The organism is Marivirga sp., from assembly GCF_035704835.1.
Classification (GTDB): domain Bacteria; phylum Bacteroidota; class Bacteroidia; order Cytophagales; family Cyclobacteriaceae; genus Marivirga.
This window is the reverse complement of sequence record NZ_DASSWQ010000072.1, coordinates 36163-61676: the sequence shown is the minus strand read 5'-3', so window position 1 is coordinate 61676 and position 25514 is coordinate 36163. Positions and strand designations below refer to the sequence as shown.

Sequence of the window (25514 nt, the reverse complement as noted above, 5' to 3'; positions counted from 1 at the left end):
TTTTTTTTACAAAAAAACACTTCATCTATATAAAATAAAGAAACATTCTATTTTTCAATTTTTTCCACTACCTCTCCACAACCCAACATGCTTTCCCCAAAATACGGATTCACAATTTCCTCCTCTTTGCTCAGCCAATCCGCTCCTTGATCATTATCTGCCATCGGGCAATGTTGTAAATAAAGGGTCTCGGAAATCGGATGGAAAATTTCTGTCAATTGAATCATCCAATCCGATAAGGCAATAAAATTTTTCCGTAAATCTTCAATATTATTATGGTGATGAATATGTTCCAGCACTTTCTTCATCGTTTCATGAGAGTCCATCCATTTTTCGTGAGCATCTTCCTGAAATGCTGTCATATCAATTTCCTCAAAGACCGTTTTCAACTCTTTTGCTTTTGTCATAGCAGTTTGAAAATCGTCTTGCGTTAAGGCATCTTTAAGTTCAAAATATTTTGTATACAGCGGATTCAATTCGGATTTTGCTTCATTAGAAATCTCAAATCGTTCCTCCACTTCTCTTCCCTTATTCATCATACTTGGTCTTCCAGAAAGCTGTACAGCAGCATCTAAGGTGAAAGTACCATTCGAAACTATCTCCTCTCCTATTTCAAGACCTTCTTTTATAGCATAAGAATCACCTAATGATGCACCCAACGTAACTTCACGCATTTTAAAAGCTCCATCTTCTTTTACGTAGATAACTGATCTTTCACCTGTCCACAGTACAGATGATTTAGGGATTACAATATTCTCTTTGTCCGCAGCTTGTTTGGCTTGCACTACACCTGAAACAAACATTTCAGGCTTTAAAACGCCATCTTTATTGGCTACCTCCACCCTGGCAGAAGCTACTCTGGTTTGAGCATCCAGCAAAGGATCAATAAAACTAATGGTACCCTGAAAAGTCTGTCCAGGTAATCCATTTACACTGTATTCAATTTCACTACCCTCTTTTACCCATTTCAATTCCTCTTCATACAAATCAAACATAATCCATACTGTGGAAAGATCTGATATTTCATATATAGGCATACCTCTTTCTACATAGTCTCCTAGTTCAACCATTTTTTCAGTTACTATTCCATTAATATCTGCCTGGATTGGAAAATTTTCCAAAGCCTTTCCATTCTGTAAAATTCTATCGATTTGATCTTGACCAATTTTCCAGCGTCTAAGCTTTTCTATGGCTGCATCTAATAACTCAGGATATGTATCTTTCATGCTCTGCGCTTGTAATAATTCTTCTTGCGCTGTTACTAGTTCAGGAGAATAAACAATAGCTAAGTTTTGACCTTTTCTCACCTTTTCTCCTGTGAAATTTATGTTTAATCTTTCAATTCTGCCCGGAATATGGGTAGACTGTGTATAAGAATTTCGCTCATCTATCTCAATTGTACCATTGAGCCTGATTTTTCGACTTAACTCTCCTTTAGCCACGGTAATGGTTTGAATATTAGCCAATTTCATAGCGTTTTCGCTCATTTCAAAACTTGCTGGATCCATTTCGTTACCCATCTCATACATTGGAATCAAGTCCATACCACAAATAGGACAATCTCCTGGCTCATTCCTTTTAATTTGAGGGTGCATAGAGCATGTCCAGGTTGTGTTTTCTTCAACTTCGGAATGAGTATGCTCTTTTTTTTCGTTCGATGATGAACCACCAAATAGCAACCAGCCCAATAAAATACCTAAAGCCAGTACACCAATAATTTTCAATATGTTTTTATATTTAGTTTGCATAATCTTCTTTCTTAGAAAATAAATAATCAATTCTTGCCTCAGCTGTTAAGCCAGCCTTTATTGCTTCAATTTTTTGTATCTGATAATCGAGTAAATCCTGATTCATTTGCAATACCTCATCAAAAGTATTGATTGAATTGCTAAAACCTGATAATAAAAGATTCAATGCCCTTTCAGCACTTTGGGTCTGTCTGTCATATAAATTCAACCTCTTTTCGGCTTTCAATAAATCATATTTAGCCGCTTCATAATCACTTTTTAATTCGTTTAAAAGCCCGGCTTGTGCCTTTTCAACACTTTCACCCATTAGCTCCGCTTGTTTTATTGATGCTTTATATTTTTTTCGATAAATAGGTAAAGTGAGTGTCAGCATGGGCATAATTGCGTCACGACCATTACCTTCCAGGTTGGCAACATCTCTGCGAGAAATAATGGAATAATCTAAACCTAAGCCAATCATCGGCAAACCTTCTTTTTTTGCTATAGTCTGTTGACTTTCATAGGAAGCCTGACGCATCGAAAAAGCTTCCACAGCAGGGTGATCCATAAAATTTCCACTGTTTAAAATAGCTGTCGTCTCAAAAATTATAGTATCCTGTATCTGGATTTCTTCTAACACATCTCTATTAAGCAATAAATTAAATTGTGATTGAATTGTATGTTTCATTTCATTCAACAATTCAATTTCAGTCTGTAATTCATCTTGCTTAATGTCAATCTTCACCACATTGACCATTGGAGCATTGGCACTTTTATACTGGCTAAGCGTTAATTCTTTGTAGGAATCTAGAATTTTAAGCTGTTCATTTTGCAAATCAATGGTTTTATCCAAAGCATATATTTCTGCATATGCCGATTTTATTTGATAAAACAGCTCGTTTCTTTGATCCAAGTATTTATAAAATTCAGATTCTGCCATCAGATCAGCTGCATTCTTCTTTGCATTTAAGGTCCCAAACCAAGGAAACATCTGCATAAAACTAAAACGAGCTTCTTGCCTGCCCACACGAGTTTCTATCATGCGTCCAAAGGCACTTATGGTTAAGGTAGGATCAGGCAATGATGCCACTTGTGGCGATTGCTGTAATGCCGCTTCAAATTCTGCATAAGCAGATTGTAATTGAGGATTGTTTTCTGCTGCCATCTGCAAATAAACCTCAATAGATTGCGCTTTTATTTCATCATTTTTAATGATTGAAAATATGGCTAACAAAATGAAAATCCCTAGTCTTTTCATATATCGAATCTTTATGATATCAATTCTCATCGTCTTTTATTTTCATATTTCTTTTTACAACAGATTCTCTCCATTGCGCCTGCAAAATGGGTACTACAAAAATGGTCATGATCTGTATGATCATACCACCCACAATTGGGATTGCCATTGGCACCATAATATCTGAACCTTTACCTGTAGATGTTAATACAGGAAATAAAGCAATTATAGTAACTGCTGTGGTCATCATGGCTGGCCTTACCCTTTTTAAACCCGCTTCCATTACCGAAGATTTCACTTCGCTGACTGTCTGAGGATTATTCTTTTCAAAAACCTGATGTATATAAGTACCCATCAAAACACCATCATCTGTGGCAATTCCAAACAAAGCAATAAATCCGACCCAAACTGCCACACTTAAGTTGATGGTGCCCATTTGAAATAAATCCCGCAGGTTTACTCCAAATACCGCAAAATCCATAAACCATGGTTGCCCATAAAGCCAAATCATGATAAATCCACCTGCAAAGGCTACAAATACGCCTGAAAAGTGAATAGTTGATGCAATCACCGTTTTAAATTGAAAATACAATAAGAGGAAAATAATGAGTAAACTGATTGGGATAACAATAGCCAATCGTTTTACCGCTCGCACTTGATTTTCATAATTACCTGAAAATTTATAACTGACACCTGCAGGAACTTTAAGTTCTCCGTTATCAATCTTCTCCTGAATATAGGCCTGTGCATCATTTACCACATTCACTTCTGCAAAGTCATCTCTTTTGTCAAATAAAACATAGCCTACCAAAAAAGTATCCTCACTTTTAATCATTTGAGGACCTCGGGTGTATTTCAATTCAGCCAATTGGCCTAAGGGAATCTGTGCTCCGGTGGGAGTAGGAATTAAAATATTTCTCAATGCTTTAGGATCATTGCGCAATTCTCGTGGGTAACGCACTCGAACAGCATACCTCTCGCGACCCTCTACTGTATTAGTCAAAGGCATTCCTCCTATTGCTGTTTCTAGTATTTGTTGTACACTTTCTATGGTTAAACCATAGCGAGCAATGGCATTTCGATTGATATCTATTTCTAAATAAGGCTTTCCTACCGTTCTATCTGCAAAAACAGCTTCAGATTTTACTGAAGGCACTTCTTTCAATAAATCCTCCAGCTGAAAACTGAATTCCTGAATAGTTAATAAATCAGGACCGTAGACTTTAATCCCCATTGGTGCACGCATACCAGTTTGCAGCATCACTAAACGTGTTTCTATGGGCTGCAACTTAGGTGAAGAGGTTACTCCAGGCAGTTTAGTCTTCTTCACAATTTCATCCCAAATATCATCTGGATTTTCAATTTGAGTACGCCAATTTCTAAAGTATCTACCGTCTTCATCAATAATCAAATCCTCTTTACTTATACCAGCTAGAATTGCCTCTTCATTTGTAAGCGAGTCTCCTGAATTTGTGATAAATCGATTATCTTCATCTACCCTGAAACTTATCAAATCACCCTCTTCAGAGCGCATATATTCAGATTTGTAATTAATAACATTTTCGTACATGGAAATGGGAGCAGGATCAAGCGCACTCTCAACTCTTCCCAGTTTACCGACTACCATTTCCACTTCAGGAATGGAGTTAACCCCCATATCTAGCTTCTGAAGCGTTTCTTTGGTGTTTTCAATACCAGCGTGTGGCATTGAAGTAGGCATTAACAAAAAGCTACCTTCATTGAGTGAAGGCATAAATTCTTTACCTACACCTGGGAAAGTATGCGCCATACTACTCCAAGCTTTGGTGGATTTTATATCCCATCCTATTTTATCAAAACCATTGGCTACAAACCCGAAAATTTTAGGAAAGCCTAACCAAATCATGATTCCAAATAAGATAGTGAAAACAGGAACCATCATAAAAGCAAGCTTATGATTTAAACACCAATTGAGGATGTAACGATAGTATTTCACTATTCCCATTAAAGCTAAAAGCGTAATGGCCAATAAAATAATTACAAATAGGTAGTTAGAAAGCAATGATTTTTGATGACCCAAAGGCACCCATTCCTGCGTTAAAAAAAACACAGTTACTGCTAGTATGATGATTAAAGTTATTTGGGTAGAATATTTACCTAGAAATTGAGGATTGAATTCTTCCAACAACCTAATAACGCCAATAAAAACCAGTGCTAGAGGTAGCCAAAAACTAAAGTAAATGGCTAAAAATAGTCCTGCTAGGATTAGAATAATATTCCAAATTCTTACAATTCGCTTTTTTTGTAGCTTGATATTAAAGGCGAAATAGGCAAACATAGGCAAAATAACTATGCCTATGAAGAAGGAAGCTCCCAAGGCAAATGTTTTCGTAAAGGCCAAAGGCTTGAAAAGCTTGCCTTCTGCATTTTCCATAAAAAACACCGGTAGAAAACTAATGACGGTAGTTGCCAATGCTGTAACCACTGCAGGAGCTACTTCTACCGTAGCTTTGTAAATAACTGCTAATAATGGGTCACCTTTTGCCCCTGAATTTTTCTTTTTCTCGAGATGTCTTATGATATTTTCGACAAAAATTATCCCTACATCTACCATGACACCAATGGCAATGGCAATCCCAGAAAGTGCCACTACATTGGCATCTACCCCGAGATAGCGCATAATTATAAATGTCATTAATACCGCGATAGGAAGCAGACTAGAAATAATGATGGAAGCCCTGAGGTTTAGAACTAATACAAGAATAACAATTATACTAATCAGTATTTCATGAGAAAGAGCTTCTTCCAAGGTGTGGATGGTTTCATTAATCAATTGGGTACGGTCGTAAAAAGGCACAATAGTAAGTTTACTGACCGTGCCATCCGCCAAGATCTTTTCAGGCAAGCCAGTAGAAATCTCTTGTATTTTTGCTTTAGTGTTTTTTATTACTTGCAATGGATTTGAACCATAGCGGGCTACTACAACACCTCCAACAACTTCTGCTCCTCCTTTATCTAAAATACCTCTTCTTTCTGCAGGGCCTAAATACACTTTTCCTAAATCCTTGATAAGAACTGGCTTATTGTCTGTTACTTTAACTACTGAATTTTCTATATCTTCAATAGATTCAATATAGCCCAAACCTCTCACTAAATACTCTACCTGATTGATTTCTAAAGTTTTGGCACCAATATCACGGTTAGAATTTTTAACAGCCATCATTACCTGATCGAGGCCAACATTATAGGCTTTTAATGCATCAGGGTTTACATCAATTTGATATTCCTGCACAAATCCACCAATGGAAGCTACTTCTGATACACCTGAAGTACCACTCAAACCCAATTTCACATAATAATCTTGAACCGACCGTAATTCATTTAAGTCCCATCCTCCAGTCACATTTCCTACAGAATCCCTACCTTCCAATGTATACCAAAAAACCTGTCCTAAACCTGTGGCATCAGGCCCCAATTTAGGTTGTACACCTTCTGGTAATAAGTCGGCAGGTAGCGCATTCAATTTTTCCAAAACTCTACTTCTTGACCAGTAGAATTCCACACCCTCTTCAAAAATGATATAGATGATTGAAAAGCCAAACATAGAAGTGCTACGGATTGATTTCACACCAGAAATCCCTAAAAGGGTGGTAGTCATCGGATAGGTGATTTGATCCTCTATATCTTGAGGTGAGCGACCAGGCCAATCAGTAAAAACTATTTGCTGATTTTCACCAATATCCGGAATAGCATCAACAGGCACAGAATCCTTTGGAAGAAATCCTGTATCCCAGTTGAAGGGTGCCGTCACCAATCCCCAACCAATAAAGGTTAATAATATTAAAAAGGTAACTAGCCTATTGTATAAAAAGTATTTAATGATTCGATTTAACATAAAAAAGCCATTGATTTAAACATAGAAATTACTATCGATGGATATTTCCCTTCGATTAATCGTTTAAAACAATGGTTATATTAAATCAAGAAGCTTTGATAGAGAATTTGAAAAGGTGCTTTGTACAGTGGTGGACTGTCAAAAATTAGGATTGATGATTGCGCCTGTGAATCTAACGGATTGGAAAATAGATAATTAACTAAGACGTAAATAACAGAAACAAAAGAAGCACCAGATTTTAAAATAGAATTGTTTTCTTTTTGTTTCTGAATGTCTTCAACAGCTATTTTCTGTGATTCTGTTTTACAACAGCCTTCCTTTTCAGCCTCATGTTGATGACATGGAGGTAGTTCACTGCTTTCAGCATGGTGTGTGCAGTGTTTGTCAGGTTCAGCAAAAGCAACTTCCTGTAAAGTATCTCCACAAAAATGCTTATACATCACTGCTCCTAAGCTAGTGCTTAGAATCAACACAGAGAGTAAAAGGGCTAATATGGATTTTTGTTTGAACACGATACTTTATTACGAATGTAAATTTAAAAGGTTTTTTCGAATTAAAAAATATTATAATTAACTGAAAAGCAACAATCTACATATTCTCTATCATCTGTTTTACGTGTTGATCAGCTGTAAACATATTTTCATAAACTGCTTTAATCCTTAAATCATTATCCAACAGGTAAGTAATCCTTCTATTCATGCCTATTACAGGTATGGTTGCTTTGAAGAGCTTGGCTACTTTCCCTTGAGGATCGCTGAGTAATTCGAAAGGTAACTTATTTTCCTTTTTGAATTTATGGTGAGAAGAAATGGTGTCCTGACTTATACCCACCACCTTAACATTCAAGTTTCTGAATTCAGAAAATGCGTCTCTAAATTCGCAAACCTCAGCGGTACAAACTTTTGTAAAATTCTTAGGATAAAAAAATAGAATAATGGGTTCTCCTGCTTGTTCGGATAATTTAAAGGGAGTCTCCGAGGTGGATTTTAATTCGAAATCAGGCGCTTTTTGCTGTACTTTTAAAGGCATATTATTTTTTTTAATTATCGATAAAACTATTTCAAATTCAAATAGTTTATTCTGAGTTATTCAGATAACAATTTAGTTTTCATGTTCAATTAGGTTTGGCAACACGTAGAAAAACGTGTTGCTTTTCTTTTTTTTACCGGTTGCAGATTGTTCTGTAAGCACAATAAGTACAGTTTTCAAGCTTTTCAGTTTGCCCAAAAGGCTGCTCGCTGCTGAAAATTTCAGATAAAATATCTTTTAACCCATTTTCGAAATCATTCATTAAAAGCTCCGCATTATTCAATTCATTTCCGTTCAATTTTAATTTTTCGGAAAAATCTGACTTAAACAAACCCTTTCCGTTATATAATCCTGGAACGACATTTTTCACTCCATCATAATCAGCACTTTTTATGAATAAATAAGAATAGAAAAGCGTTTGCATTGCCGCACCATTTCTGTTTTTATGGTCTCGGTCGAATAGACTTTCTACATCAGGGAATTTCACTTCATCGCCACCAGATTTATAATCGATTACTCTGATACTATTATCCTTTTCATCCAATCTATCAATAGATCCTTGAAGTTTAATTTTCTGTCCATCATCCAGTGGGACTTCATATTGAAATTCTCCTTCTACTTTTTTTACAGTGAAAGGAGCAATTTGAACATCATAATTTAGAATTTGGATGACCATTCGTTTCACCACATCTCGTATTATGATATTCCTACCTTCAAATTCAAAATCTGCAACCTCTAATTTTTTCCCATACAGCGCTGCAAATTCTTGCTTAATGAAAGAGTCTATTTCTTTCTTTAAAAGGATTATTTTATTTGCATCCAATTTTTGGTTTAAAACCGTCTCGTATATATTCTCCATCACATGGTGAAGAATATTTCCAAAATCAGCTGCATCTAAATCCTCACTTACCTCATCTCTTTCTTTCAAACCTGCTAAATAGCGGAAATAAAACTGCAACCTGCAATTCAGATACGTTCTCAAGGCAGATGCTGATAGAGATTTATCGTGATTATAAGATTTCAAAATCTTCCATATTGACTCATTTTTCTCAATTGTAATCGGAACTGGAGAAGCTGCTTGAGGGTCTTGATTTAGACTTTGTAATTGCACTTTTTTCGTTTGAATACCCAGTTCATATTGCAATTGCAACAAATAACGGCTAGGCTCACCACCTTTTCCACCACTGTTATCACTATTATACATCAAATGCATGTGATTCGAACGCTGCAAAAGTCGATTGAACAAATACGCATAGATTGCATCTCTTTGTTCTAAAGTGGGTAATCCATAAGCTTTTCGGATGTTGTAAGGTATAAAGGATTGACTGTTGGCTCCACCAGGAAAATTATCCTCACTCATGCTGAGGAAATAAATATTGTCAAAATCCAGATTACGAGATTCCAAAACTCCCATAATTTGAATTCCTTCTAATGGCTCCCCTGAAAACGGAACTCTGATGGATTGAATAATACGATTGAACAAACGGATAAAAGCATTGATATCCAAAGTCAATTTGAACTCACGGATGATTTGTTCCAACTGATTGATTTGCTTATATATTTCAGCAATAAATTCCTGCTCTGTGGATTCTATTTGTTCTTGATGCACGTACTGTAAAATGGTTCTTAGATATAAAAAATAGTTGTCAGAACCATCCTTAAACAAAATCTCTAATAGCGGATTTTCTTCTTCATTTTCTTCAAACAAATCCTTTAATTCCAATCGAATGATGTTATTGGCTTCAATATGATGGATTTTCGTTTTAGCTCCTTCTCCCAACAGGTTTCCAACAAATGGATGCTTTAAGATTTTTAGAACATCTCTGTGGTTAAAAGTGGTTTTTTCAGCTTCTACCCTTTTATTTTTTTGAAGATATAAGCAAATATTCATCAATTGATAAATGGAGGCAAAACGAAGTGGATATCCCATCGTGACGTTCACTTTCTGGATTTCTTCTGGGAGCGCATACAAAACAGGAAAAAGCAAACTTTCATCCCCCAGGATGATAGCCGTCTTTTCAGGCTGTTCTATGTTTTGTTCTGAGAGCAATTGCCCTAAAAATTTTGCTTGAGCTATATTTCCTTTTACTTCCGTAATATTGATTTGAGGAGTTTCCTCAAGAATTCTATTTGGTAATTCATCAGGAAAAGTTTTACCCAAAATTGTATGATTTGAGTATTCTCTGAAGAAGTTACCCGCCTCTTGCACGGCGCTTTCCGGAGCCGCATAATAGGTATCCATATCCCAAAAAATCTGTGCACCTTGCTTTACAGCCTCCGAAATAATAATTTCTTCTGTCCTAGTCAATGCATTAAAACCCGCGAAAATCAGATTACCAGAAATCTGCAATTCTCCAGCCTTCAACTTCTCGGCATAATCTCTATACAACATCCCATTATAAGCCTGATTCTCTTCCTTCAATTTCTGTCGAAAGTCCTGATAAACCGGATAAAGAATATTCCAATTTCGAGTAAATTTTTCCTGAGCATCTTTAGGCTTGGCTTCAAAGCTTTTCCAGAATTTTTCGATTAACTGAATCTGTTCCTCTGTTAAGAAATCAGTATCTGCTAATTTTTTCCACTCCAATAAATTAGAAAATAGCGGCCGGGCATCTGCCATATAATGGTCCACATCATTGAAATCCTTTACAAGCATATCACCCCAAAAATAGAATTGCTCAAAATCCTCTTTAAATGGCGCATGTTTTTGGAAAACCTCATGCAGGGAAAAAATCAAGGACAACTGGTCAGGGACTGCAAAATCACTTTTTTGACGAACGAAATCTTCAATCGCCATGGCTTCAGGTGCCCAAATGGGTTGGTCAATTAGTTTTCGTAAAGCTCTGTTAAAAAACAGACCAGCACGTCTATTGGGAAAAATGACGGTGTAATTTGAAATGTCTTTTCCTAATTGATTATATAATGAGTTAGCAACTTCTTCTAAAAATGTGTTTTGCATAGTTTTATAATGAGACTCTTTTTAGATGTTATTGAAAGAAATCTACCTTTACTTCCATATATCTAAAAGACACGTACTTTTTTGATTCCGAAATTCGGAATAGTCTTAGGATACAGAAATCTTATTGATAAAATTTACCATGATTTCAGTCTTCAAGTTAATTATTCATTAGCATTTCAAAATTACTTTACTTTCTTTTTGCTTGAACAAAAATTCAAGACAAAAAGATGCTTCCACGCTACAAACTACGCGCACCCCGCCTTTTTGTCTTCCCTCCCGCTCGCACAGAACAAATTTCACCAGACTGTTATTTATCAATTACTGTCTTATAAACTGAACTTCAAGGGAGATAATGATAAGTTTCATTTTCGGAAACTTTGCGCCTCTGCGGCTTTGCGAGACATTTTAAGCGTCTATAAACGCCTTCGGTCAATCTTGTTTAACAGAAACTATAAAATCAAAGCACTAAGCTTTAAAATAAAAAAACTAAACCTCCTCTATCTCCAAAGGATTTAAATAGGCAATATGGGCCGTGACTTTTTCGTAGCCCATTTTCTTTAAAGTATTTCGATAAAAGTTGAGCTGTTTTTTATCCTGATCAGATTTTTTACCTGTTTTGAAATCTAAAATTTGTGCTTCATTATCTCTAATTAGAACTCTATCTAATCTTATCAATGATCCATCGGTCAATAAAACTGGAACTTCCGTTTTCACTTGCCAATCTGTTTCAAACCAAGGAAGTAATTCACTCTCAAGATGTAAATTATCCTTCACTAATTTCTGAATAGAATCGTAATCCTCCCTATTGAGCATCTTTTCAGCTTTTACTCTTTCAAGCAATGCAGGAAGTTCAGCCAAGTCATTTAATTTAGAAAAAATATCATGTACGTAAATTCCCAAATCTGTTTTAGATAATCCAGAATCATCCAATTTCAAAGTTTGGGAATGTTTGATTTGTAGTTTATCCTGCCAGTTATGGCTTTCATAATAGGTCAAATTTACTGAAGCAGTGGAAAATGTTTCTGTTTTTTCCTCTTTATCTTTTGCCATTAATGCAAAATCAGATTCCTCTCCAATCGTTAATTTCAATTCATCTTCATTCCAGTTATCCTGCTTTTCTGCAAACTCTAAGAGAAAATTAGAAATATATCTTGCATCACTTTTAGCATTAGTATTGACCAAAAGTGCATCTCCTGCTCGGGTCATGGCAACATACAGTAAATTGAGATTATCCAAATAACTTCTCACCTCCTCTTCCCAATAGGCATGAGCAAAAACAGAATCTTTCAAGGATGCATTTTGCTTTACCGGTAAGTATGGTATTTCTGAAAATTGCGTTCCATCCGTATTCACCCAAAGCGTGGGAGCCATTAAAGCATTGGGACTTAAAGTCCATTCCATAAGAGGAATCATACATATTTTAAACTCCAATCCTTTTGATTTATGAATCGTCATCAATCTTGCGGAATTCTCACTGGATTGTAATTTAATGGCATAAGAATAACTGTTTTGCTCCCACCATTCCATAAAATCAGGGATACCCCCTTTATTTCCAAAGTCTAACAGTACATCCTGAAAGGCTGACAAATAAGCTTTCTCTTGCTTTATTTCTTTGAGTTTGAAAATTTGAATGAGTTTTTCACTCATCTCCAGTAAACTCAAACTCATCAATTCTTTTTGAGTAGTTAAAAAATCCTCGGGTAAAAAATCATCATTACCATTCACCTTAACAATTTCGTGAATCAGTGAAGTATCCTGACTGATGATTTTCTGATAGTAGAATTTAATTTGCGCCAGCGCAATTTTGTCCTCCGTATATAAATATTGAAAGCAGTTTAATAAGAAATTTACAATATGAGCACTTGAAAGTAAAAGTGTTTCATCAGAAATGACGTTGTATTGATAGTCTTTGGCTTTCTGTGGATGATCAATTTTATACCGCTCTATAAAATCTTGAATTTCTATTCCCTCCGCTTTTCTTCTTACCAAAATCCCCACATCCTTTAGCTGAATTTTAGCATCTTGCAATCGCTCCAAATCTTGAATAAACTTTTCCAAAGCCTTTTCTTTCCAGCTAATTTTTTCACCATCATCTGTTTCGTCCTCCTTAAAAAATTGTAGCTCAACAAATCCATTGTACGGATATTCCTTTTTCTTTTGCTGAACTACCTCATTATAAGCATCGGGCAAGTCCTGCAAAAGATACTCAACATCCTGAGTAAAATTATTTTTATCTTTATTGACTGCATTGGCTTTAATAATTGTAGGCAAAGCAGTAAATAAAGTATTATTGAATTCAATTACATTGGGCTTGCTACGGAAATTATGACTTAAAGCATCCTCTTGATAAAAAGCAGGGGAAATATCATTCTTTAGACCTTTCAGGAGCAATCGCCAATCGCCTCCACGCCAACGGTAAATGGATTGTTTCACATCTCCTACTACCAAATTTTCGTTTCCTTCTGCTAAAGAGTTTTCAACCAATGGTTTGAAGTTTTGCCATTGTAATGTAGATGTATCTTGAAATTCATCGATTAGAAAATGGTCATAAAAACTGCCCATCTTTTCATAAACAAAAGGGCTTTCAGCAGGGTCTGTCCCAATTATTTGGTTTAGAAACTGAGTAGTGTCCGAAAGAAATTGAATTCCTTCTTCCTGTTTATATTCCTGCATTCTTTGATTAAAATGCTGGGTTATTCCAATCAGGTAAATATTTTTAAGAATATTCTCAGCCGAGCGATATTCGGGTAGATTTTTTTGTATATAATCGATAGCCTCCTGATAAAAAGACATTAAGCCTTCCTGTGCTACTTGAGCAATTAGTTCTTTCTTTTTTGAGGATTTAGTAGCCAAAGATTCACCATTGGTTTCAATTGCAGTTTTTGTTCTTCCTTTTACCAACTCAGATAAATCATAAACCTTATCTCTAGCACTAATTTTATTAAAGAAATTAATAGCTCCAGATTTGCCGTAACTAAAATCTTCAACCGACAGCCCCTTATTTTCCATTAATTGAAAGGCCTGCTTACTAATTCCATTCAACGTATTGTCAAATTTTACAATGATTTCATTAAGCTTATCCTTAAATATTTTAAGCTTTTCATAATCATTTATTTCTTTGTTTAAGGCATTTTCGATAACCTTAAAATCATCCTTCATCAATTCTTCCGTGAAGGAAAGAATATCCTTTCTGACATCCCATTTGCCTTTATCTTCCAACTTACTGATGGAAAAATCTATCACCCAATTTTTTAAGGCTGTATGCTTTGGTTCACTGATATCCTCCATAAGTAAATCTAACGCTGCCTGCCTAACTTCATTTGTATTTAAGAGTAGCTCACCATCCCCTTGAAGACTTAATTCCCTAGCAAAAGAACGCATTACATTTTGGAAAAAACGGTCGATGGTTTGAACTGAGAAACGACTATAATTATGAAGAATTGAAATTAATAACTGTTGTGATTGAGTTTGCAGCTGAGAATCCGAAATTCCAAGGATGGTTTTCAGTTGATCGCCCATATGAGAAGGAGTATTTCTGGAGAAATCAAAAAGATTGTGAATAATCCGTTCCTTCATTTCTTGAGTTGCTTTATTGGTAAAAGTAACTGCTAATATTTTCTTGAAATGATCGGGATGTTGAAATGCTAATTTTAAATATTCTCTTGTGAGGGTGAATGTTTTACCGCTACCGGCAGATGATTTATAAACTGTGAATAGATTTCCCTTATGCATGAAGGAAAATTAACAGAAGTTACAGTAAATTAAAAGGACTCAGTTTAATATATTCACTAAAATTACAGAGGAAGCAAGTATACATTCAATACAAATAATAACCGCAGAAACTACATCTCCAACCGACTTTGTATTTCTAAATGAATTAGACTTCACTTTAATTTCCAAAATAAACTTTCTTTTCTGTGTTAAAAATCAACTTCATAAATATAATAACATACATGGAAGAAAGAAACAAAAATACATTAATTATAGATAAATACTTAGCTTAATTATATTTTACATACATTTATTTATACTAATTGATATTTAGGACTTTCATAATGTCCAAATACTTCTTATTTATTACATTTCTTCTATACCACTCACTCCTCCAGAAACAATAAACTTCATAGCATCAGTACTATTCACATCCCATATGTGAACCAATTCATTTCTTACTACCATGATATTACCTGAGAAGTTATAAGAATGAGGCATATATACAGAACAAAAGCCTGCCATATTTACTTTGGCTAAGTCACTTCGAGTTATAAAACCTGGCTTAAATATTTTACCAGCTTCATCAAATTGTACCATTACGGGCTCATTAAATTTCTTTTTGTCACCCACAAAAGCTCCAACCAAATCTTTGATGGAATTATAAATCAAGCTTAATAGCGGTATCTTTGTTATGATTTGTTCAAATAATTCAAAAAAGGGCCTCATGAAATAAGTACTACCTAAATAGCCCACACCAATAATTGCTGAGACCAAAATTAAAATTCCAAGACCTGGAATATCTACAGGAAGTAATCCATCAACCCAATTAAAAACAGCTTGAATTACTAAAAGCGTAAAAGCAATAGGAGCTACAAATAACAAGCCCCTGAAAAAATAACTTGCAATTTTAGTGAATATTTTTTGTCGCATGTTCTAATTTAAAAATGTTAATAATTTTCTAACGAAAAAAGCCTTGATGCAGTCCATCAAGGCTTTAAAATATCTTGTCTGTCTTATTTTAAATAGAAATACCCATGAAAGACATAAATGCAATCCCCATTAAACCAGTAATGAGCATTGTAATACCTAGTCCTTTCAATCCATCAGGGACATTTGAATATTTTAATCTTTCGCGAATAGCTGCTAGGGCAATAATTGCTAAGAACCATCCAATTCCTGAGGAAAATCCATAAACAGCAGATTCTGCTAAATTATAATCTCTTTGGTCCATAAATAAAGAAGAACCTAAGATAGCGCAGTTCACCGCGATTAATGGAAGAAAAATACCCAAAGAGCCATACAAAGCTGGTGAAGTTTTTTCAATAACCATTTCTACTAATTGCACCATCGAAGCAATAACAGCTATATACATGATAAAGCTTAAAAAACTTAAATCGACAGTAGCTAAGTCTTTGCTTAACCATGAAAGAGCACCCTCTTTCAATATAAATTCACCTAATAACCAGTTAGTTGGTACAGTGATAGTCAAAACGAAAACTACTGCTAATCCTAAACCGAAAGCAGTACTCACTTTTTTAGAAACCGCCAAAAATGAACACATACCCAAAAAATAGGCGAAAACCATGTTCTCAATAAAAATTGCTTTTATTCCTAAATTAACTAAATCCATATTATATATATTTTAGCGATTAATTTTCAATGTAACCTGTTTTGGTTCGTTGAACCCATATTATTAAACCAAGAATAAAAAAGGCACCCACTGGAGTTACCATAATACCGTTAGCTTGGTAATCCATACCAACCCAGCCATCAGCAGAGAAACCAATAGCTTCAAAAACTTCATATCCAAATATTGAACCTGAACCTAATAGCTCTCTAAAAAAAGCTACTGCCAAAATTATCCATGCATAACCCAAACCGTTTCCTAGTCCGTCTAAAACAGAATCGTATATCTTATTTCCCATGGCATAAGCCTCTAGTCTACCCATCACGATACAGTTCGTAATAATCAAACCTACAAAAACGCTTAGTTCTTTATACATATCATAAGCAAAAGCTTTGAGCACTTCACTTACTAAAGTTACAAGTGTGGCAATAACTGCTAATTGTACAATTATTCGAACACGACCTGGTATTAATTTCCTCATCAATGATATTGAGAGATTGGAAAACACAACAACGAAAATTACGGCAATAGACATTACCATAGTTGGTTTCATCTGAGTAGTTACGGCAAGAGCAGAACAAATTCCCAATACCTGAATGGTAATTGGATTGTCATCACTCAATGGATCGGTCACTATACTCTTTCTTCTTTTTGATAAAAGAGGCTCCGATTCTTTTTTTATCGGTTTATCTACAGTTTCTGTACTCATATCTTTAAATTCTTTAAATTATAAAGTGGCAGTAGTACCTTTTTTGTTAAAATAAGATTGGTAATACTTAAAATAGTTTTCCAACATCGCATTAAGACCATTACCTGTGATTGTAGCTCCAGACATTCCGTCCACATGATGTTCATCCAGTTTACTTTCAGGATTATTTTCACCTTTAAGCATTTTAACTGACACTAATTCCCCTTGGTCGTTGTAAAGTTCTTTACCTTCAAATCTAGCTTGTACTTCTTCTTCTGTTATTCTTGCACCCAATCCCGGTGTTTCACCAGCATGAGCAAAAACAGCTCCCTTTATGGTTTCACCTTCTGTGTCTAATGCAATATATCCCCAGATATTATCCCATAAACCATTTCCATAAACAGGGAGAATGTAAGAAACAACTTCATCTCCTCCATCTTTACCAAAAAATTTAAAAACAGGATAAAGTCGTTCTTCAGGGGCTTTATCAAATTGTTTCTCCACATTTACATCTTCCGCAATAATTTTTTCACCCTTTTCATTTTCTGTTACAATATTTCCATTATAATCAACAACCTCTGATTTTATAGCTTTTTCGTAAGTTTCTAGTACATCCATTTCAGGTGTTACTTCAATGACTGCTCCCAATATCTGTTTTTTAGTATCTAATTCTACAGATTTCTTTTGGATAGGCCCTAAGCCTTCAGATGTCGCTGCCAATAATCCGCCCAATACTACTGTGAGTATAACGGAAAATAGTATTACATAATAATTAGACTGTCGCACGTTTTAACCTCCTATTTTTATTTGATTCAACAACATAATGATCGATTAGTGGAGCAAACACATTCATTAAAAGAATGGCTAGCATGATTCCTTCTGGATAAGCTGGGTTTACAACTCTTATGATTACTGTTAATACACCAATTAAAAGTCCATAAATCCATTTACCTGTTTCGGTATGTGCAGCAGATACTGGATCCGTTGCCATAAACACCGCGCCAAACGCTAATCCACCAATCACTAAATGATAATGAGCAGGCATTTCCATAAAAGCATTTACTCCTATAGCATTAAATCCTAATCCCATCAACCAAGCTCCTGCAAAAACACTAAAAATAATTTTCCAACTTCCAACTCCTGTTATGATTAGGATTGCAGCTCCTAAAAGAATCATTAAAGTTGAAGTTTCGCCTATAGAACCAGGTATAGCACCTAAAAACATGTTTTTGAATGTATACATACCTTCAGCCCAATAATTAGAGAATGAACTCAAAACGCTTCCTGTTCCATTTAATGCAGTATCATAAGCAACCGCTAAAGCTGTAGCACCAGAATATCCATCTACTGGAGTTGCATTACCTAGATAAGTCCATACTTCTCCTGAAATATCAGTAGGATAAGCAAAATATAAAAATGCTCTGGCAGTTAATGCCACGTTTAATACGTTCATCCCAGTTCCACCAAAAACCTCTTTTGCAATTATTACAGCAAAAACCGTTGCCAAAGCAACTTGCCATAATGGAATATTTGGCGGCATAATCAATGCAATCAACATCCCCGTTACCAAGTAGCCTTCATTGATTGGGTGATTACGAATCACACAGATTGTAAACTCAGTACCTAACCCGACCGCATAAGAAACAATAACGATAGGAATTGCCTGAATAGCCCCTATACCAATTTTTTGAATAAAAGTTGCTGTTTCACCAATTGCTAAGTAATGCAGGTGTCCGATGTTCCAAATTCCAAACAATAAACAAGGAATCATAGCGATTACCACCGTAATCATGGTTCTCTTTAAATCATTAGCATCCTTAATTTGTGCTCCTTTTTTACCAGTAACTAACTTTGGTCTGAAAAGTATAGTTCGGTGACCTTCGTACAATGTGTGGTACTTCTCGTATTTCCCCCCTTTCTCAAAAAGAGGCTCAACTTTATCGAAGAATTTTTGTATTGGATTCATATATTATAGTATGATTATATTAATAGATATTAATCCCGAAGGATTAATCACCGTTTATCCATTTATCATTAAATTAATGCCTTTTCGTAAGATGCCCTGAAGCTCATGCTTAGATGCATCAATAAATTCACACAAAGCAACATCTTCTTCTATTAATTCGAAAATGCCTAACGCTTCCATTTCGTCATAATCCTCTGCCATAATGGCTTTGAATAAAAAGTTAGGCAAAATGTCCATTGGAAGAACTTTCTCAAACTCTCCAGTCATCACAAAAGCTCTTTCTTCACCATTTGTATTGGTATTTAACACATATTCCTTGTCCTTATTAAGGAAAGACAGTAAACCAAAAGCTCTATGGAAACTCAATTTTGAGGTAGTCGGTTTAATCCAACCAAGCAATTCTTCAAAATCTCCTTCAGGAACTACCGTAATTTGCTCATCGTAATATCCTAAATAACCATCAGCTTCTATTCGTTCCCCAGTTAAAGGATTTCCTGAAATATATCTTACATGATCCCCAGAAATATTATCCTTAATGATGTTTTTAATGGAAGCACCCACGTAAGTCTGGTAATACTGTGGTTCTTTAACTTCAGAACCAGTTAATGCTACTTTCTTGGAAGCATCATATTTTCCTGTTAAGAAAAGCTTTCCAATTTGGATAACTCCATAAGGTTTAACAGTCCAAGCGATATCTCCTTTGTTAATAGGATCAATATGGTGAATTTGTACTCCTACATTTCCTGATGGATGCTTACCTGAAAATTTGTTGATTTGAACACCTTCAGCCTGGCTAAACATCTTTAACATTTCTTTATCATCAGAAATATTGACATGTACTTTTCCTTCTGTTAATTTTTTCAATATTTCTAAACCTGCTGCAAAAGCTTCTCCTTCTTCTTTATAGATGAAATTATAATCAGGAGCCAAAGGATGTGTGTCAAAAGCAGAAATAAAAATGGCTTTTGGTGAATCTTCTGGATTGGCAACAATACCGTATGGTCTTTGGATGATATTTGGCCAAACACCACTTTTCATCATTGTTTCTTTAGCTTTTCCAGCTTCTAATGACTTGATATCCGATTTAGAAAGTTTACCGAAATCTTCGAATGAAACTTCCTTATCCGCTAAAATTCTTAATTCTAATAATTTTCGTTTATCACCTCTTTTGATCTCGGCCACTTCTCCGCTTACAGGAGAGCAATAGTATACATCCGGCGACATTTTATCGTAGATGAGCGGTGTTCCTGCTTTTACAGTATCGCCCTCTTCTACTAATAACTTAGGCCTAGTAATTGCCGGGAAATCAGTTGGTTTTATTGCGAATGTTTCTGGACTAGGTGCATTTGATATTTTTAGCTCAGCTTTTCCTGCTAAGTTAATATCAAAACCTTTTTTTAGTTTAATGGTATGAGACATGTCTTTTGTTAACAATGAACCCTTATTTGAAATTGAGGCAAAATTAAGAATTATTTCGCTAAAAAAAATCTTTTAATATAATAAAACAATACTTCTCTAAATTGAAATTGAACTTTGGTGTTAACAACTCAATAGGCTTTCCTGTTCTGTATTTTCTACAAAATTTTTAATCTTCTCCATTAACCACATTGGAGTGGATGTTGCCCCACAAATGCCTACTGTTTCTTTTCCTTCAAACCAACTCATTTCTAATTCCTCTTCATTTTCTACAAAGTAGCTATTTGGATTTTGTGATTTACATACCTGATAAAGTGCTTTTCCATTAGAACTTTTCTTTCCACTCACAAATAACACTACATCATGCTGATTTGAAAAGATTTTTAACTTAGGCTCTCTATTTGATACCTGTCTGCAAATACTATCATTAGCATTGAGGTTATCATTGCTTGCCTTCGCTTCTTTTATTTTATTTTCAATTTTTTCTTTGATAGCATAGAAGCCAGTAGTACTTTTTGTGGTTTGACTAAATAAAGTTACTGGTCTTGTGAAATCAATTTTGTCTAGATCAGATTCATCCATAACAATGATGGCGCTTCCATTTGTTTGACCATCGAGCCCCGTTACTTCCGCATGACCTTTTTTACCATAAATCACTATTTGTCCTTTGTCAGTGCACATTTTATCATGAGCATTTTTCACTCTGTTTTGCAACTTTAAAACTACAGGGCAACTTGCATCAATCAATTCGATATTATTTTGCATTGCAATTCTGTAGGTCTCTGGAGGTTCGCCATGAGCTCTTATGAGCACCTTGCAGTCACGAAGATTTTTTAAATCATCATAATTAATAACTCTTAACCCTTTATCAAAAAGTCTTTTAACCTCCATGTCGTTGTGGACAATGTCTCCCAAACAATACAATTGTCCAGCATCTTCCATTGCATCTTCTGCCATTCTAATGGCATATTCTACGCCAAAACAATATCCAGAATCTTGGTCTATAGTTACATTAAGTTTAGACATCATGTTTAATCATTTTTTCGGTTGCCAGCTGAAGTACATAATCTACCTGCTCAGGCAACGTTAACTCGCTGGTATCTAATATATACGCATCTTTCGGAATTACTAACGGATTTTCTTTTCTTTCCGAATCCATTTTGTCCCGCGATAATAAGTTTTCTTCTATTTCAGGTATAGGAACGAGCTGTCCTTTTTCCAATAATTCTGCCTGCCTTCTTTCTGCTCTTACTTGTAAGTTAGCTCTCATAAATACTTTCAGTTCCGCATCTGGAAAAACATTGGAGCCAATGTCTCTGCCATCCATTACCACACCTTTTTTCTTTCCTAATTTTCGCTGCTGACTTACCATGTTTTTTCGCACTTCAGGTATAGCGCTTACTTGGCTCACTTGATTTGAAATATACATTTTACGGATCTCCTCTTCAACATTCAATCCATTCAAATAAGTTTCGCTTGCCACTTTTCTTTCATTAAAAATGAAGGAAATAGTCATATTATCTATCGCTTTGTTAATTTCCTTGGGATTATCTAACGTCACATAATTTTGATGAAAATATAAGGTAACTGCACGATACATAGCACCGGAGTCAATATAACTATAGCCAAGCTGGCTTGCGACTTCTTTTGCAGTACTGCTTTTTCCACAAGCAGAATATCCATCTATGGCAATAACTATTTTTCTCATGCTAGCAATCTTTTACAGGACAAGGTAATGGCTTTCTTTTTGGCATTGATTTTCTACCGCCATTATTTACGCAGGCTGACATTAAGAATCCAATAATAATTAAGAATATTATATTTATTTTCAGTGCTTTCTTTAACATAACTGACTTGCTCCTTTTCTTTGAATGCAAATATAAAGGATACGTAAAGATTTTCACGGATAATTTGTTGAAATACTGAATTACACTCAATCATAATTCAAAATGGATTGATTCTCAATTAGTAACAACAAATTGCATTTGGTCGTGTTAACTAAATAAACAATCATAAAAAGCGATGAAGAAAGATTCAATTGAATATAACGGACTTATAGGAGGACTACTAGTTTTTGTAGGATTAGTTGCTTACTTTCTCATAATGCAAGCAGCAGGATTAGATCATAATTTGGAACTTCGCGCCTTAAATATCATCATCATGGGCGCGGGCGTGTTCTATTCCATAAAATCTATCAAAAAGAAAAATAAAGACTTTGACTATTTCAAGGGAATAGGTACGGGAATGTTTACGGCAGTAAGCTCATCCTTGGCATTTGCTATTTTTATATTTATTTTTCTTTTATCTAATCCTGCATTTTTGGAAGAAATAAAAAATGTAGAACCATTTGGTAATTACCTTAATGCCTTTTTAATTTCTTTTATCATCGTCATGGAAGGTGCTGGCTCTGGTTTTTTCCTTAGCTTTGGATTCATGCAATGGTATAAGAAAAGAACTCCTGAAAAGTTTTTGAAAGAGCAAAGACATAATCAAGATAGTAAGTAAAAGATAACATTTAGTAAAATGTATTTATAATTTGAAATTGTTAACTTTGAACTAACTCATTATTTTTTATATATGGAGCAAAAAAGAGGAAAGGCTGAAGAATTTTTTAGTAAAGCAGGAAAAAAAATTGATGATTTGTTTTCTGAAATCAGTAGAAGCGATATTTCCGAAAAGCTAGAATTAAAAGAAAGGCTACAGGAACTAAAACGCAACAAAGAATCTCTTGAAAAGGATTTTAATGACTTTACAAGTGATAATAAAGAGGTATTCAAAGATATCGCTAATAGCTTTGAAGAATCTTTCGAAGACATTAAAAATATTTTTCGAAAAAAGAAAAATCAGAATGGATAGCCAATACCAATATTTAATGCTGGCCCATAATTTTGGCGAGTTCCTAAATTCCATTCATTGATAGTCCAGCGTTCTCCTGGTGATCTCGCAGGATCATATACTTTAAAAGCGAAATCAAAGCGAAGAATAAGGAACGAAAAATCAATTCGGAGGCCGAATCCCGTACCAATTGCTATCTGTTTATAAAATTTATCAAGCTCAAAATTGCTTCCCGGATTCTGATTTTCTGAAAAATACCAAACGTTTCCTGCATCAATAAAAAGCGCTCCATCTAAAAAGTTAATCAGGTTTCTTCTAACTTCTACACTAGTTTCAAAGATAATTTCACCGGGTTGTTCAAGATTATAGGTGAAATTTCCTTCTTCATCTGTATTAACATAACTACCAGGACCCAATCTTCTTGGTGCCCAGGCTCTTATGCTATTACTTCCTCCTGCAAAATAATATTTTTCATAGGGCAAAATATCTTGAGAAATATCACCATAAGGTTTTGCAACTCCTACATGAAATCTGTAAGCAAATGTACTTTCTTTACCGTAAGGAATATAAGTTCTATAATCAATTGAGGCTTTCAAAAATTGAAAATAGGATAAGGAATCTTCATTAATATTTTCACGAATGCCTTTGATATTTAACAGCGTCCCACCTGTTTCAACAAAGAATTTAATGTAACTAGCCTGACTTTTGGCTTGTCCATAATTATTAAAATTTTTAGAAATATTAATTGAGCTACTGGAAACAAATGAAGGCTGGAATGATCTTCTCAACTGATTTCCAAATCTGGTCCGCTCCTCCAATGCATCCCTAAATTCTTTTTGTAATTCAGAATCAATAAAGTTGACATCAGCAACTGTCAAATCGAACATCCATCTTTTTTTATTCTGCCATGAGTACCCAAAAGAACCATTTAAATTACTCCTTTCATATTCAGGACGATCGGTATAATTGAACCCTAAACCTGTTTTAGTTTTAGGGTTTAATAATGCAAATTTAGATTTCAGTTGAATTCCAAAAGGAAATAAAAAGTGTGGAAAAGTAAACGATAAATTTGCTCGCGCCTCAGTGGCTGTGGTAACGTCCGTTTGATCTGCTAAATTAGCCACCCCCTCAAATCCAAATCGACCAGATAGTTCCATGATTTCCACGCCACCAAATGGATTTCTATTTTTTAATGATACATTATAAAAAGGGCCAGGTAAACCAAAAGCTACATTAACATTTACGCCCACTTCGTTGCTTAGCTGATATTTCTCTAGCGGACTTGTAAATATATTGGCCACAAAATTACCTCCAGCAGTATCGTACTTTATATTTACAAAGCGGAACATATCCAAATTAGCTAACTGTCGCTGCGTATCCAGTGTTTTTTCCAGACTGTAAAATTCACCTGGCCGTAAAAAGACTCTTTGATCCAGAATTTTCTTTTTGTAAGAATAATTATAATAAGAATAATTAATGGCGTTGTATTGCTCAGTTAATCGATTTGTACCACTTAATTGGGTATTGACATCAGTGGTGAAATTCACCTTATCTAACTTATACCTTTTATGCTTTTCAGCGTCTAAGGGTTTATTAATTAAGATTTCTATTGCAATTGCAGTTGTATCTGGATTTCTGTAAACATTGAATTCTACAAATTGCCTAGAAAAAGCGTAATAGCCGCTATTCTTCATTATTCTTTCAATCCGTTCCCTTTCTTCAGTCAGTTTACTTTGGTCGTATTTATCACCAGCTTTAATCAAACTTCTTCTCCTGGCACCAATTAAAACACTCGATATTACTTTATCATTTCCTGAATCATAAAAAACACTATCAATTATGTAGGCTTTTCCTTCCTCAATTTCATAATTGACTACAACTCTTCGATCCTTTCTGCCCTTGAAGTTTATGTTGGTTGCTACTTTTGCATCAAAAAAACCTTTTGACTCCAAGAAAAGCTTAATTTGATTTTTGGTTTTCTGAGTGGAAGCCGAATCATAAATAGCCAGTGGCTCTCCCCATCTCATCAATAAATTACCATCTTCTAATTTGGTGGTGAGTTTCTCTGTTTTTTTATTGAGTTTTCGCTCTAAACGAGTTGCTTTACCAAACTTATCGGCCTTTCTGGCATTTTCTATTCGTTGATTATATTCTTCAAGAACTCTTTCTCTTTTTTGTTCAATCTCGTCTTTATCGTAATAATTTTGACCAATTTCATAAAATGCTACATATGGCGAAATGGGGAGCAGTAAAATTCTTCTATTAGCTTTTTGAGTGTAAAGCGATTCTAATCTATCAGCAGAGATATTTTCATTACCTTTAATTTTCTGTTTGTATAACAGCTTTTCATCATTTTTCAAATAACTTGTGCCCACACAAGAAGTGAAAAAGATGATGCTGACCAGTAAAAAAGATTTTATTAATTTTACAACCAATTTCAGT

The 25514-nt window shown here is 34.9% G+C and carries 18 protein-coding genes; 2 read left to right on the top strand and 16 right to left on the bottom strand.

The annotated features are described in order from the left end of the window. Positions 1 to 47 precede the first annotated feature (47 nt). The 15 genes from VFM92_RS11955 to cmk form a co-directional block, all read right to left on the bottom strand. Complete coding sequence (locus VFM92_RS11955; RefSeq protein WP_325122459.1) at positions 48 to 1748, bottom strand: efflux RND transporter periplasmic adaptor subunit; 1701 nt, start codon at positions 1746 to 1748, stop codon at positions 48 to 50. Next, on the bottom strand, positions 1738 to 3015 hold the full coding sequence (locus VFM92_RS11950) for a TolC family protein (RefSeq protein ID WP_325122458.1): 1278 nt from the start codon (positions 3013 to 3015) through the stop codon (positions 1738 to 1740). The genes VFM92_RS11955 and VFM92_RS11950 overlap by 11 nt, the downstream gene beginning before the upstream one ends. After that, entirely contained in the window at positions 3005 to 6838 is a 3834-nt protein-coding gene (locus VFM92_RS11945) for an efflux RND transporter permease subunit (protein ID WP_325122457.1), read from the bottom strand. Before VFM92_RS11945 ends, VFM92_RS11950 begins: the two co-directional genes overlap by 11 nt. 80 nt (positions 6839 to 6918) lie before the next feature. After that, entirely contained in the window at positions 6919 to 7350 is a 432-nt protein-coding gene (locus tag VFM92_RS11940) for an HYC_CC_PP family protein (RefSeq protein ID WP_325122456.1), read from the bottom strand. A 76-nt stretch (positions 7351 to 7426) separates the two neighbouring features. Next, entirely contained in the window at positions 7427 to 7867 is a 441-nt protein-coding gene (locus VFM92_RS11935; RefSeq protein WP_325122455.1) for a peroxiredoxin, read from the bottom strand. A gap of 133 nt (positions 7868 to 8000) precedes the next feature. Further along, the gene (locus tag VFM92_RS11930) at positions 8001 to 10826 is read right to left on the bottom strand and encodes a PD-(D/E)XK nuclease family protein (RefSeq protein WP_325122454.1); all 2826 of its coding nucleotides are present in this window, start codon (positions 10824 to 10826) and stop codon (positions 8001 to 8003) included. Between the two features lie 486 nt (positions 10827 to 11312). After that, entirely contained in the window at positions 11313 to 14558 is a 3246-nt protein-coding gene (locus VFM92_RS11925; RefSeq protein ID WP_325122453.1) for a UvrD-helicase domain-containing protein, read from the bottom strand. Between the two features lie 345 nt (positions 14559 to 14903). Then, on the bottom strand, positions 14904 to 15470 hold the full coding sequence (locus VFM92_RS11920) for a DUF502 domain-containing protein (protein ID WP_325122452.1): 567 nt from the start codon (positions 15468 to 15470) through the stop codon (positions 14904 to 14906). A gap of 88 nt (positions 15471 to 15558) precedes the next feature. Further along, the gene (nqrE, locus tag VFM92_RS11915) at positions 15559 to 16170 is read right to left on the bottom strand and encodes an NADH:ubiquinone reductase (Na(+)-transporting) subunit E (RefSeq protein WP_325122451.1); all 612 of its coding nucleotides are present in this window, start codon (positions 16168 to 16170) and stop codon (positions 15559 to 15561) included. 19 nt (positions 16171 to 16189) lie between these two features. Then, on the bottom strand, positions 16190 to 16876 hold the full coding sequence (locus tag VFM92_RS11910) for an NADH:ubiquinone reductase (Na(+)-transporting) subunit D (protein WP_325122450.1): 687 nt from the start codon (positions 16874 to 16876) through the stop codon (positions 16190 to 16192). Between the two features lie 18 nt (positions 16877 to 16894). Continuing rightward, positions 16895 to 17641 carry an NADH:ubiquinone reductase (Na(+)-transporting) subunit C gene (gene nqrC / locus VFM92_RS11905; protein ID WP_325122449.1) on the bottom strand — a complete coding sequence of 249 codons (747 nt, stop codon included), beginning with the start codon at positions 17639 to 17641 and terminating at the stop codon, positions 16895 to 16897. Beyond that, positions 17628 to 18821, bottom strand: coding sequence for an NADH:ubiquinone reductase (Na(+)-transporting) subunit B (locus tag VFM92_RS11900; RefSeq protein ID WP_325122448.1), 1194 nt, complete (start codon positions 18819 to 18821; stop codon positions 17628 to 17630). Before VFM92_RS11900 ends, nqrC begins: the two co-directional genes overlap by 14 nt. 54 nt (positions 18822 to 18875) lie before the next feature. Next, positions 18876 to 20240 carry a Na(+)-translocating NADH-quinone reductase subunit A gene (locus VFM92_RS11895; RefSeq protein WP_325122538.1) on the bottom strand — a complete coding sequence of 455 codons (1365 nt, stop codon included), beginning with the start codon at positions 20238 to 20240 and terminating at the stop codon, positions 18876 to 18878. 120 nt (positions 20241 to 20360) lie between these two features. Further along, positions 20361 to 21266 carry a 4-hydroxy-3-methylbut-2-enyl diphosphate reductase gene (locus VFM92_RS11890; protein ID WP_325122447.1) on the bottom strand — a complete coding sequence of 302 codons (906 nt, stop codon included), beginning with the start codon at positions 21264 to 21266 and terminating at the stop codon, positions 20361 to 20363. Further along, positions 21256 to 21945 carry a (d)CMP kinase gene (cmk, locus tag VFM92_RS11885; RefSeq protein WP_325122446.1) on the bottom strand — a complete coding sequence of 230 codons (690 nt, stop codon included), beginning with the start codon at positions 21943 to 21945 and terminating at the stop codon, positions 21256 to 21258. The genes VFM92_RS11890 and cmk overlap by 11 nt, the downstream gene beginning before the upstream one ends. Before the next feature lie 314 nt (positions 21946 to 22259). Here cmk and VFM92_RS11880 point away from each other — a divergent pair, with 314 nt between their 5' ends. Further along, positions 22260 to 22742, top strand: coding sequence for a DUF4199 family protein (locus VFM92_RS11880; RefSeq protein ID WP_325122445.1), 483 nt, complete (start codon positions 22260 to 22262; stop codon positions 22740 to 22742). A 72-nt stretch (positions 22743 to 22814) separates the two neighbouring features. Continuing rightward, positions 22815 to 23093: a hypothetical protein gene (locus VFM92_RS11875; protein WP_325122444.1), complete on the top strand. Its 279-nt coding sequence runs from the start codon at positions 22815 to 22817 to the stop codon at positions 23091 to 23093. On the opposite strand, the gene VFM92_RS11870 is transcribed toward VFM92_RS11875, so the two are convergent. Further along, a complete protein-coding gene (locus tag VFM92_RS11870; RefSeq protein ID WP_325122443.1) occupies positions 23081 to 25507 on the bottom strand; it encodes a BamA/TamA family outer membrane protein in 2427 nt (808 codons plus the stop codon). The genes VFM92_RS11875 and VFM92_RS11870 overlap by 13 nt on opposite strands. Between the last annotated feature and the right edge of the window lie 7 nt (positions 25508 to 25514).